The sequence below is a fragment of the bacterium genome (genome assembly GCA_024224155.1).
Taxonomy (GTDB): domain Bacteria; phylum Acidobacteriota; class Thermoanaerobaculia; order Multivoradales; family JAHEKO01; genus CALZIK01.
Genome location: JAAENP010000240.1, coordinates 1 through 11,488, shown reverse-complemented (window position 1 = coordinate 11,488; position 11,488 = coordinate 1). Strand labels below are relative to the sequence as shown.

General features: G+C 63.5%; 10 protein-coding genes. 6 read left to right on the top strand and 4 right to left on the bottom strand.

Translation table 11 applies throughout. From position 1 onward, the window contains the following. Positions 1-153 precede the first annotated feature (153 nt). From GY769_12770 to GY769_12745, 6 genes are all read left to right on the top strand, one after another. Positions 154-570 carry a hypothetical protein gene (locus GY769_12770; protein MCP4202792.1) on the top strand — a complete coding sequence of 139 codons (417 nt, stop codon included), beginning with the start codon at positions 154-156 and terminating at the stop codon, positions 568-570. 95 nt (positions 571-665) lie between these two features. Next, positions 666-1,538: a DUF481 domain-containing protein gene (locus GY769_12765; GenBank protein MCP4202791.1), complete on the top strand. Its 873-nt coding sequence runs from the start codon at positions 666-668 to the stop codon at positions 1,536-1,538. A gap of 161 nt (positions 1,539-1,699) precedes the next feature. Continuing rightward, complete coding sequence (gene typA, locus GY769_12760; GenBank protein ID MCP4202790.1) at positions 1,700-3,514, top strand: translational GTPase TypA; 1,815 nt, start codon at positions 1,700-1,702, stop codon at positions 3,512-3,514. A gap of 254 nt (positions 3,515-3,768) precedes the next feature. Then, positions 3,769-4,071, top strand: a complete 303-nt coding sequence (locus GY769_12755) for an RNA-binding protein (GenBank protein MCP4202789.1) — start codon at positions 3,769-3,771, stop codon at positions 4,069-4,071. Positions 4,072-4,258: 187 nt separating this feature from the next. Beyond that, the gene (locus GY769_12750; GenBank protein MCP4202788.1) at positions 4,259-5,047 is read left to right on the top strand and encodes a c-type cytochrome; all 789 of its coding nucleotides are present in this window, start codon (positions 4,259-4,261) and stop codon (positions 5,045-5,047) included. 16 nt (positions 5,048-5,063) lie between these two features. Continuing rightward, positions 5,064-6,770 (top strand): NAD-dependent malic enzyme, encoded by a 1,707-nt coding sequence (locus tag GY769_12745; GenBank protein ID MCP4202787.1) that lies wholly within the window; start codon positions 5,064-5,066, stop codon positions 6,768-6,770. 141 nt (positions 6,771-6,911) lie between these two features. Here GY769_12745 and GY769_12740 read toward each other — a convergent pair whose 3' ends face one another. From GY769_12740 to GY769_12725, 4 genes are all read right to left on the bottom strand, one after another. Then, on the bottom strand, positions 6,912-8,735 hold the full coding sequence (locus GY769_12740) for a radical SAM protein (GenBank protein MCP4202786.1): 1,824 nt from the start codon (positions 8,733-8,735) through the stop codon (positions 6,912-6,914). A 145-nt stretch (positions 8,736-8,880) separates the two neighbouring features. Next, positions 8,881-9,471: a carboxymuconolactone decarboxylase family protein gene (locus GY769_12735; protein ID MCP4202785.1), complete on the bottom strand. Its 591-nt coding sequence runs from the start codon at positions 9,469-9,471 to the stop codon at positions 8,881-8,883. Positions 9,472-9,497: 26 nt separating this feature from the next. Further along, complete coding sequence (locus GY769_12730) at positions 9,498-10,235, bottom strand: type 1 glutamine amidotransferase (protein MCP4202784.1); 738 nt, start codon at positions 10,233-10,235, stop codon at positions 9,498-9,500. A 68-nt stretch (positions 10,236-10,303) separates the two neighbouring features. After that, on the bottom strand, positions 10,304-11,488 hold a 1,185-nt coding region (locus GY769_12725; GenBank protein MCP4202783.1), incomplete at its 5' end, for an amidohydrolase.

Below are 11,488 nucleotides of genomic sequence, written 5' to 3'. Positions count from 1 at the left end.
GGGACAAGAAAGGGGTGGTGCGTAGATATTCAGGGACGGGTCTCGAGGCCGCCACACCCTTCGAGGTGGTCGGAGACCACCTCGAAGGGTAGGGAGACCCGGCGTTGCCGTTGCCCGTTGGCTTCCTGGAGAAGCCGTTGTAGGCTTCGGCCGATGACAAGGCCGCTCCCAGCTCTCCTCCTTTTAGCTCTGGGTGCTCTCGTCGGGTGCGGCAGTTCCACCGAGCCTCTCGAGACGCCGCTGGTCTTCGAAGGCGAGCTCGCTTTCCAGGGCAGCGAGTTCCACAATTTTACCGTGGTCGCCGAAGGCACGATCCGAATCGAGGTGGTCCGGTTGCAGCAGAAGGCAGTCGAAGGGGAGGGGCCCGTGGGCTTCGATCTTCCGGTAGGTGTGGGGTTGGGACGGCCCGCGGAAGATCAATGTCAAGCGCGCACCTCCGATCGTGCCAACGAGGGCGACCTGCTGGTTTTCGGCCTCCCCGGCGCCGAGTTCTGTGTCCTCGTGTTTGACGTCGGGACGTTACTTCCCGACCAGGTCGTCGAGTACGCCTTGTCCGTGTCTGCCGGGTAGAAGACTCAGCGGTCATCTTGCGGCGTTCCGGCTCGGGTTATGCCCGGAACGTCAGCCGTCTGACGGCAGTCCATTCTCTTGGGAGAAGCGAATCGATGAAGATCCAGAATCGACTCAGAACGCCGATCGGTGTGGCTATGGCGCTTGTGATGGTCGTCCTTGTCTCGGCTGGGCCGGCGCTCGCGCAAGACGAGGAAGAACCGAAGCTGGGATGGTTCGACACCGCGGAGTTCTCCCTCCTTGCGAGTGGCGGCAACACGGAAGTACAGACGATTGCTCTGCGCAACACGGTCATCCGCCGATGGGATAGCTCTTCGTTGGAAATCGCTCTGGGTGGCGTTCGTTCAGAGACCACTATAATCTCGCGCGTTGCGGTCGGAAGCCCGGCCGACTTCAGGGTGATCGAGACTCGCGACACGGCGCTTACGGCCGAGAACTACCTTCTGCGCGGGCGCTATGACCACCGTCTTTCGGAGAAGTTCTTCTGGTTCGCGGGCGCGGGCTGGGACAAGAACGAGTTTGCCGGGATCGACAGCCGCTTCAGCGCCTTTGCGGGCGTGGGTCATGTTTGGTTCGAGCGGGAGAACGCTCGGTTTCGGACCGACTACGGGGTCACCCTCACCGATCAAGACGACGTCTCGGGAGCCACTTCGAGCTTTGCCGGTGTGCGTCTGTCCTACGACTACTGGCGTCAGATCAACGCCGCGACATCCTTCGACAGCGATCTGATCCTCGACGAGAACGCCGATGACAGCTCGGACTATCGCGCCGATCTGACCAACTCGGTGAGCGCGGCCCTGAGCGAGAGGCTGGCGCTCAAGGCGAGTCTGCAGCTGCTCTACGACAATCGGCCCGCGTTGACCGAAGTCCCTCTGATCCAGGGCGATTTCGTCGACGGCACTCGGGTGTTGGCGGAGCTCGACAGTCTGGACTCGACTCTGACGGTCTCACTGGTCGCCAATTTCTAGCCCGACTCCGCGCGGCACTCTAGGGTCTCTGAACCCAGGTGTCTCCAACCACAGGCAGACGGTCGACACGGAGGGAGACCGTCAGAACCGTGCTACTCTGCGCCGTCCCATCGGGGACACGATTCCTTTGTGTCCCCTCCCGACTTCAACCCGGAGCCCCCATGTCTTCCCTTGCATCCCAAGTCCGTCCCGATCTGCGCAATCTGGCCATCATCGCTCATGTGGATCACGGCAAGACGACCCTGGTCGACGCCATGCTCTGGCAGAGCGGAACCTTCCGCGAGAACCAAGACGTGGGCGTTCGCGTCATGGACTCGATTGATCTCGAGCGCGAGAAGGGCATCACGATCATGGCCAAGAACACGGCCATCCTCTACGGCGAGACCAAGATCAACATCGTTGACACACCCGGTCACGCGGATTTCGGAGGGGAGGTCGAGCGCACTCTCAAGCTCGTGGACGGCGTCCTGCTCCTGGTCGATGCCAGTGAGGGGCCACTGCCTCAAACTCGGTTCGTGCTGCGCAAGGCGCTCGAGGCCGAGCTCGCCCCGATCGTGGTTATCAACAAAATCGACCGGCCCGATGCTCGGATCAAGGAAGTCCTGGACGAGGTCTACGATCTCTTCATCGATCTCGATGCCAGCGAAGAGCAGCTCGACTTTCCGGTCCTCTACTCGAATGCTCGCGACGGCATCTGCCGAACCGAGGCGAATGGAGAGGATCAGACTCTCCAGCCATTGTTCGAGGAGATCCTGCGGACCGTGCCCGCACCGGTGTTCGAGCCGGGGCATCCTTTACAGCTGCTGGTGACCACGCTCGATTACGACGATTACGTCGGCAGGTTGGCCATCGGACGCATGTTCCAGGGGGAGATCGCCAAGAGCCAACTGATCGGACGGTGTCGCCACGACGGCGAAGTCGAGGCGGCCAAAGTCGGGCGTCTCTACGGCTACGACGGCCTTGCTCGGGTGGAGATCGAACGGGCCGCTCCGGGAGACATCGTAGCCGTCGCGGGCTTCGAGGAGGTGGCCATCGGCGAGACCCTCACCGATCTCGAAGATCCGCGGCCGCTGCCGGCCATCAGCATCGACGAGCCGACGCTGGCGATGGTGTTTTCGGTCAGCGACTCGCCGATCGCCGGTCGTGAGGGTAAGTACGTGACTTCGAGCAAGCTCAAGGAACGGCTGGTCAGGGAGACGTGGACCAACGTCTCGATTCGCGTCGAGGAGGCGGCGGAAGCGCGAGGCTTCGTGGTCGCTGGTCGTGGAGAGCTGCAGCTCGCTATTCTCATTGAGATGATGCGCCGGGAGGGCTACGAGTTCTCGGTTGGGCGACCCGAGGTGCTGACGCGGAGTGAAAACGGCCGGCTTCAGGAGCCCATCGAAAAGTTGATCGTGGATTGCCCGGAGGATTTCGTCGGGGTCGTCACACAGAGACTCGGCACACGCCGCGGGCGCATGATGAGCATGGTGAATCATGGCAGCGGGCGGGTGCGGATCGAGTTCGAAGTGCCGACCCGCGGTCTGATCGGTTTTCGAACCGACTTTCTGACCGATACTCGGGGAACCGGAATCATGAATCATCTGTTCGACCGGTTCGGTCCGTGGGAAGGTGACATTCCCCAGAGGATGACCGGCGCGCTGGTGGCCGATCGAACCGGGCGAGTGACCGGTTTCGCCGTTGAACACCTGCAGCCGCGAGGCGTCTTCTTCGTTTCTCCTGGCGATGACGTCTATGAAGGGATGATCGTCGGCGAGCACTCGCGTTCCGGCGACCTGGACGTGAACATCACCAAGGAGAAGAAACTCACCAACATGCGCGCGGCCGCGGCGGATGAGCTCATCCGGTTGGTGCCGCCCAAGCCCCTGAGCCTCGAGCAGGCGATCGAGTTCATCGCCGAAGACGAGCTCATCGAAGTCACGCCGGCAGCCTTCCGATTGCGCAAGCGGATCCTCCCCGCGAACCGGCGCAAGTAGCTGCGCCTCAAGCGTTTCCTGGACAAAACGTCCGTTTTGCCCTATGCTCTTATTGCACGAGAGCAGGGTGCCCCGTTCGGGGCGCGCTAACCCTGAGAAACCCGAGTCTTTTCAGAAACAGTCGCTTTTCCCAAACTCCCATTAGGTGAGGCTCCCGTCGAGGGTTCCGAACGTGAGGAACCAGTTTCAGTAACTGTGCGCCGATCAGCATTTGCCCGAGCGCACTCATTGCAAGGATTGAGAGCTAGAAGAAAATGAAGAAAATCTACGTGGGCAATCTGCCCTACAGTGCAACCGACCAAGAGATCCGAGAGCTATTCGGAACCCACGGTTCCGTCGAGAGCGTCAGCCTCGTCAGCGACCGTGAAACCGGCCGTCCGCGAGGCTTCGGCTTCGTCGAGATGGACGATGACGGCGCCACCGCGGCCATCTCGGCCCTTGACGGCACCGACATGGGCGGACGAAGCCTGCGAGTCAACGAAGCGCGTCCGCGTCGCGAAGGCGGCGGCGGTGGTGGTTTCGGCGGCGGCGGCGGTCGTCGCAATTCCGGCTGGTAGTCGGATGCCCGGTCTGGGGGCCTCGGGACCTCAGGTGGGCGAGCTGACTCAAGCTACTCGAGAGCCCTCTCTTCGGAGAGGGCTCTTTTCTTGTGCCTTCAACACGGGGAGAGCGCATCCGGACGCTGATAGTCTGCCGTAGAACCACAGTGAGCAGCGGACAACCCGTTGGAAAGGAGATCGACGCATGCCGTTCGATTACCGCCGTGCCTTGGTGATCACGGCTCTGTGTGCGCTGGCCGTTGGGCTGGCCCTGCCGGTTGCGGCCCAGAACTGGCCGCCCGAGCCGAAGAACCTGCAGTACTTCCCAGAGGACACCGATCCGCGACAGCTGATCCAGACGATGCGCGGGTTTGCGATGGGCCTGGGCGTGCGCTGCCAGCACTGTCACGTTGGCGAGGAAGGTCAGCCCATCTTCACCTTCGATTTCGCTTCGGACGAGAAAGAAACCAAGCGCAAGGCACGAGTGATGCTCGAGATGATGGACGCCATCAATGATGAGTATCTGACCCAGCTGGGCGTCGAGACCGCCGGGCTCCTGCGCGTTGAGTGCGTGATCTGCCATCGGGGCGTGGCCCGTCCCGAGCAGCTCAAGGATATTCTGGCCGCTGTCGGCAGTTCGGAGGGAGCCGAGGCCGCGGTCGCCAAGTACGGAGAGCTGAGAGAGAAGCACCTCGGCAGTGGCTCGTACGACTTCTCCGAGGGCACCCTCATTCGGGCGGCCGAGGCTCTTGCGGGCGCTGGGCACATGGACCAAGCCGTGGCCCTGCTCGAGGAGAGTCTGGTGCACACCCCTCAGTCGAGCTGGGCGTTGGGCACACTGGCGGGCGTCGAGAACAAGCGCGGTAACACCGAGGCCGCGATTGCGGCGCTGAAGAGAATCCTCGAGTTCGAGCCGGACAACGCGCGGGTTCGGCAGCAGATCGACAAGCTGTCGAACCCGGTTCCGGAGACGCCGGCCGAAGCCGACTCCTAGAGGCTGGACCTACTTCGTGTCCAGCCGTTTCTATCGTGGCCGAGCCCCTGACGGCCGTCTCGAGCTCGAAGTGCCCTACCGGGGCGTCGAGCTGATCGAGCAGCCGATGTACAACAAGAGCTCGGCCTTCACCGTCGAAGAGCGCAGGACCTTCGGCTTGGACGGGCTGCTGCCCGACCAGGTCAGCACAATGGAACTGCAGGCTCGCCGGGTCTACGACAACATCGTGCGCAAGAGCGAGCCGATCGAGCGATACATCGGACTCGCGGCGCTTCAGGACCGCAACGAGCACCTGTTCTATCGAGTGCTCCTCGACAACCTGGAGGAGTTTCTGCCCATCGTCTATACGCCCACGGTCGGCCAGGCCTCGCGCGAGTTCAGCCATATCTTTCGTCGAGCTCGGGGCACCTGGATCACGCCCGAGCATCGGGGCCGGGTGAAAGAGGTTCTGGCAAACAACCCCTTCTCGGATGTTCGGTTGATCGTTGTCACCGACAACCAGGCGATCCTCGGCATAGGAGACCAGGGTGTGGGCGGCATGGTGATTCCGGTCGGCAAGCTCGCGATCTACTGCGCCGCCGCCGGCATCCACCCGGCCCAGACCCTGCCGATCTCGCTCGACGTGGGCACCAACAACCAAGAGCTGCTCGACGACGAGCTGTACTTGGGATGGCGCAAGCCGCGGCTCGAAGGGGAAGACTACTTCGATCTCATCGAGGAGTTCGTAGAGGCGGTGGAGGGCCTCTATCCCGGAGCCCTGGTGCAATGGGAGGATTTCCGCAACGAGAATGCTCACGAGCTTCTGGGTCGTTATCGCTCGCGCCTGCTCTCGTTCAATGACGATATCCAGGGCACGGGAGCAACGGCGCTGGCCGGGATCCTGGCCGCGGGCCGGGCGACCGGAGTGCCTCTTATCGACCACCGGGTCTTGATCGTGGGTGCCGGCGCCGCGGGCGGAGGCATCGCGGTTCAGTTGAGAGCGGCGCTGGCGGCCGACGGCCTCGCCGGGGACGATCTGACCCGAGCGGTCGCCGTGCTGGACTCGCGTGGCCCTTTGATCGCCGGCCGTGATGATCTCACCGGCGTCAAACCGGCTCTGGCCTGGCCTGACGAGTTGGCCGCAAGCGCCGGCCTCGGTACTGGCAAGAGCTTGGTGGAGATCGTCGCGGCGTATCGACCGACGGTCCTGATCGGCACCTCGGGGAGGCCCGGGATGTTCACCGAGGAGGTCGTGCGAGCCGTGGCCGCCCACGCCGAGCGGCCGCTGATCTTCCCGTTCTCCAACCCGAACCGGCTCTCCGAGGCCGAGCCGGCCGATGTGGTTCGTTGGACCGACGGAGCCGCGCTCATTGCCACAGGAAGTCCCTTCGAGCCCGTGCCGCACAACGGTCACGAGCATCGTATCGGCCAGGGGAACAACGCTTTCATCTTTCCGGGTATAGGGCTCGGCGCGCTCGTGGCGGAGGCCGGCGAGGTGACCGACGCGATGTTCACGGCCGCCGCTCGGGCGCTCGCCGAGAGCGTGGCCGAAGACGAGCTGTCCGCGTTCGCGCTTTACCCGTCCGTGTCTCGCTTGCGCGAGGTCACTCGATCAGTGGCTATCGCGGTCGTCGCCCAGGCGAGCGACGATGGAATCGGAAAGGCCTTGGAGGGCGAGGACGTCGCCGGGGCGGTGGATGCCTTCATGTGGGAGCCCGAGTACCCCGTGCTGGTGCCGGTGTAATCGGGGACACGATTCCTTCGTGTCCCCTCCCGATTGGTTTTCGAGGTCTCTGAAGACTCGCAGCGGTCGAGCTCCGCTTGCCCTCGAGCGAAGCGAAGGGTCTCGACCGTCGTCCCGCAAGGCTCACGGGTAAGGTGTCGACTACGCTTCCGCGCCGCGCAGCCGCCGCCAGTATCGGGCTATTACCCGCCTGGCGTACCCTTGTTCGCTGGCAATTCGCAGGATGCGGATCGCGACGTACTTGGCGGGCTTGAAGAGATGCTTTCCGGGAAGCCCCCAGAGGCGCCGGTCCAGCCAGTACCACTTGGTCCAGAAGCGCATGAACGCGACCTGGGACCGGGGTAGCTGCCCGGCCGCCTCCGCCTTGCGAACCAGTGGGCATGCCTGCGAGTCCAGGCAGTAGTAGTGGAATCGGCCGGCGGCGAGCTCGCGGCGGAGATCTTGAAAGAGCTGCGAATTCCACGACTCTCGGTATTCGTCCATCTGCCCGGCGCGGGCGGCGCCGTAGCAGCAGGGCAGGATGCCGCGCCGAAGAATGTAGAGGCTCTTCCAGGGCTCGGTGCACATCGGTACCTTGTCTTCACCCAGGGACGGCAGCTCGGACTCGGCGTCGGCGACTTCCATCGCGGTCATGGCGATCGGGTTGCCGGAGATCGGAGCCGTCGGCTCAGCCACTGTTGTCGGACTCTCTGCCTTACCCGGCGCGAATTCGTCGGCGAAGGCCTGTGCCTCGGCGCTGCCAAAGTCCATCTGATCCGAGATCTCGACTCCATACCGTTTGGCCAGGTGGGCGGCGAGCGCGCTGGTTCGTGCCAAAACGTCGAACGGCAGCAGCTCGTTTCGATAGCTGAAGTGATAGCCACCGCGGTCCCAGTCGAGGTTGGTGATCTCGCTGTAGTTGAGCGGTCGCAAGATCATGCGGTCGACGTCCAGATCGGCGCATAGCTTTATGAAGTCCTCGAGCTCGTGCACGTTGACCTGCATGGGCATGAAGACCAGGTTGATCCTGGGCAGCTGCCCCGAGCCGCCTTTGGCTTGGACGAGGCGCCGCAAGTTGACGATGATGTCGTCGAATCGGTCGTTGCGCAGCTCGGCGTAGGTTTCGGGTGTTCCGGCGTCGAGCGAGATGTAGAGGTCGATGTTCCGGCCGAGGAGCTTGTCGATGTTCTTGTCGGTCAGGATCTGGCCGTTGGTAGTGATCTCGAGGAACTTCCCTCGGTCGCCGAAGATGTCCATCAGCTCGTCGAAGTTCTTCATCATGAACGGTTCGCCGATCGAGCAGTTGATGAGGTCCTTCGAGTTGTCGAAGAACTCGCCCCACTCCTCGAGCAGGTTGGCGTCGAAGGGCGCGTCGACGTAGTCGCCTTCCTGGGCCTTCGAGAAATCCCACTCGCAGTACACACAGGCGGGTTTGACGTTGCACACGCCGTACATGTCGATGCCGAGGGCGGGCGCGGTCGACGAAAGGAAGTGCTTGCCGTCGAGCATCTCCTGCCTGTTCAAGACGGTATTGGTGTGCTGGTGGTCGACATGGCGATGGCGCTCTGCGTCTTGGTGCAGGCGCGGCATGCGATAGCGCACCGAAAGCGCGCGTCCGTCGCCCGGGTAGTATTCGCGCGGGTAGAGCTTGTTGGCCTCGAGCCCGACTCTCTCGCTGTCGGCCGCCACTGGCAGGGAGATGCGATTCCAACCGCGAACGAGCTCGAGCTTTCGGGAGTCGCTCGCATTGGTGGCGGTCAGAAGCTGGGAGAGATCGTAGAACTCGCAGAAAACCTCGAATTCGAGGAACCGAGGAACGGACTCGGGCTCGAAATCGATGCCTCCGCGCTCCGACATCCAGGTGAAGGCGTCCAGGCCGACGCCTTCTTCGGGATGGAAGCCTTCTCCGAACGCGACCGGACGCGTGGTCTGGATGAAATAGGGGAGTTCCCTGGTGTGTGTGTTCTGCTGAATGACTCGGAGCATGGCTCGTCGCGGGAGGAAGGAGTTGCAGCGCGAGAACGCGCCATGATAGCAGAGGATTGCTTGGCTAAGCCTTTGCTGGCAGTGGTTTCCGGGGCTCGGGGCAACGGTCTGCGCTTCGGCGCCGATCGGCTGCAAGGCGCCTCTCCTACCCGTGCTTGCCTTCGTCCCAGCCGCGCGGTGTCAGCGCCCGGTCGGCGAGCTCTTTCGGCGCCGTCTCGAGCGTGGTCGCCATGGAGTCGTTCCAGCGGTTGAGAAACCCGTAGAGGCTCACCGCGGCGAGAATCCGCACGATCTGGTTCTCGCTCCAGTGAGCTTTCAGGTTCGCCATGATCTCGTTATCGACGGCGTTGGGCACGGCGCCGGAAGCGGCGGCGAAATCCAGCGCCGCGCGCTCGGCCTCGGAGTAGAGCGGCGAAGTCTTGTAGTCCCAGATGGCATCCACTTTTTCCTTGCTGACACCGTGAATCTGAGCGGCTACAAGTGAGTGCGCCTCGCAGTAGCGGCAGCCCGCGGCGCGGCTCGAGAGATGCGCCGCCAGGCGCAGAAAGCCGAGATCCACGCCGGCGTCGTCGTGCATGATCGACCGGGTCAGAGCGCCGAAGCCCTCGACAATCTCGGGACAGCGCTGCATGGTGAGCAGGCTGTTGGGCACGAAGCCGAGGATTCGCTCGAAAGTCGCGAAACTAGCGGCCAGGTGTCCATGAGTGTCTGCGGGCAGAGGTTCCAGATGGGCCATGGCGGTCTCCTTGTTAACTCGATCGACTAGTTGAAGACCAGCTCGATGAATCTCTTCAACAACTGCTCGGTTTCGTAGCTGTCGCGGTAGTTCTCGAGCGCCAGCTCGCGTTCCTCCGGGCTCAGGTGCTCGGCGTAGCCCTCGAGGTAGCGCAGATAACGGCCCCGGTTGGTATGTCCGTCCAGCTCGGGATGAAACTGGGTGGCCCAGATCGGCTTGTTCGGTACCCGAAAGGCCTGGAACTCGCAGCGCGGGCCGCTGGCGAGGTTCTCGAATCCCGGTGGCAGGCGCTCGGCGCGATCCTTGTGCCCGAGCTGCGCGTTGAAGGTGGGTGGAAGCGTCTCCATGAGCGGATCGTCGCGGCCGGCCTCGGTCAGCGAAAGCTCCAGCGTACCGAGCTCGGTGTTGGCGGGGTCATGCACGATCTGCCCACCGAGGGCCTGAACCAGGAGCTGGAAGCCGAAGCAGGATGCGAAGGTGGGGTAGCCGCGATCGGCTACTTGAACGAAAAACCGCATGAGCTCGTCGAAGCCGGGCATATGACCCTTGGAAACGTAGTAATCGCCGCTGCCGCCCACGAGCAGGCCGTCACACGCCCGAACCTCCGCGTGAGTGGGCGGACCGTCGAGGAGGTTGTGCAACAGGATCTGCTCGACGGCGAGACCGGCCTTCTCGGCGAAGGAGTCGCGCTCCTCCTCGATCACCGGATCGCCGAGCTCGCGAATCTGAAGCAGCAGGAAGCGGAGTCGCTCGATCGCGGCCATCAAAGAAGTATAGCCTGTATGCGCCGCTGTAGTGGTGGACCTGGGTGTCGACCGAATGCTTCGAATCTCTAGCGAGCCCCGTCGCCGGAGATTCGACCGCGGATCTCCGCGGCGGCTGCCAAGACGCCGGCTTCATCCAGGGTCAGAACCCTGCCGTTCTCGACTACGACCCGGCCGTCGATCAGGACCGTTTCAACGTCCGAAGCCTTGGTCGCGTAGGCGAGCAGGGAATACGGGTTGACGTCGGGCGGCTGGGGCTGCTGGTGAAGACCGTCGGTCGAGACCACGATGAGGTCGGCGCGTTTGCCGACCTCGAGCGAGCCGATCGTCATGTCCATGCCGAGCGCCCTGGCACCCTCGATCGTGGCCATCGCCATCGCCTGGCGCGCGTCGACCACGGTCGGGTCGCCGGTCGTCACCTTGGCGAGCTTGGCGGCCGTGTCGATCTCCTGCCAGAGATCGAGATCGTTGTTCGAAGCCGCGCCGTCGGTGCCGAGACCGACCGCGACCCCAGCTTCGAGCATGGCCGCCACGGGCGCGATGCCGGCCGCGACTTTCATGTTCGACTGGGGGCAGTGGGCAACGCCGACGTCGCGTTCGGCAAGGAGCCCAATCTCGGTCGGGCTGGGCCAGACCATGTGGGCCGCGACCATGCGTTCGTCGAGGATCCCGAGGCTGTCGAGATAGTCGACCGAGGTCATGCCGGTTGCCTTCGAAACCTGTTCGCTCTCGGCGCGGTCCTCGGCCACATGGATCAGGAGAGGCGCGTCGAGCTCGACTGCGACCGCGTGGGATTCCTGGAGGTGCTCCGCCGACACCGTGTAGGGAGAATGGGGGCCAAGCGCCGCGACGATCCGAGAATGGCCGCGCCATCTGTCGACAAAGGTCCGGGCGTAGTCCAACGCGTCCTCCCAGGACGCGTTGTCGGGCGCGGGAAAGTCGATCAGGGTAGAGCCCAGTACTGCACGCATGCCGCAGGCGTCGGCCTCCTCCGCGACCGCCTCTTCGAAGTAATACATGTCGACAAAGGTCGTGATGCCGCCGCGGAGCATCTCGAGACAGGCGAGCCGGGTGCCGACGCGGACGAACTCCTCGTCGACGTGCTGGGCCTCGGCCGGAAAGATGTGGTTCTCGAGCCAGTCCATGAGCTTGAGGTCGTCCGCGAGCCCCCGGAAGAGAACCATCGGCACGTGGGTGTGAGCGTTGATCAGGCCCGGCATGATGACGCCGCCGCCGGCCGAGATCCGGCGGGC

What these genes read in the sequence shown, in the direction of transcription:
- GY769_12770 (MCP4202792.1), top strand. Translation starts at nt 154, where the DNA reads ATGACAAGGCCGCTCCCAGCTCTCCTCCTTTTAGCTCTGGGTGCTCTC.
- GY769_12765 (MCP4202791.1), top strand. Translation starts at nt 666, where the DNA reads ATGAAGATCCAGAATCGACTCAGAACGCCGATCGGTGTGGCTATGGCG.
- typA (MCP4202790.1), top strand. Translation starts at nt 1,700, where the DNA reads ATGTCTTCCCTTGCATCCCAAGTCCGTCCCGATCTGCGCAATCTGGCC.
- GY769_12755 (MCP4202789.1), top strand. Translation starts at nt 3,769, where the DNA reads ATGAAGAAAATCTACGTGGGCAATCTGCCCTACAGTGCAACCGACCAA.
- GY769_12750 (MCP4202788.1), top strand. Translation starts at nt 4,259, where the DNA reads ATGCCGTTCGATTACCGCCGTGCCTTGGTGATCACGGCTCTGTGTGCG.
- GY769_12740 (MCP4202786.1), bottom strand. Translation starts at nt 8,735, where the DNA reads ATGCTCCGAGTCATTCAGCAGAACACACACACCAGGGAACTCCCCTAT.
- GY769_12735 (MCP4202785.1), bottom strand. Translation starts at nt 9,471, where the DNA reads ATGGCCCATCTGGAACCTCTGCCCGCAGACACTCATGGACACCTGGCC.
- GY769_12730 (MCP4202784.1), bottom strand. Translation starts at nt 10,235, where the DNA reads ATGGCCGCGATCGAGCGACTCCGCTTCCTGCTGCTTCAGATTCGCGAG.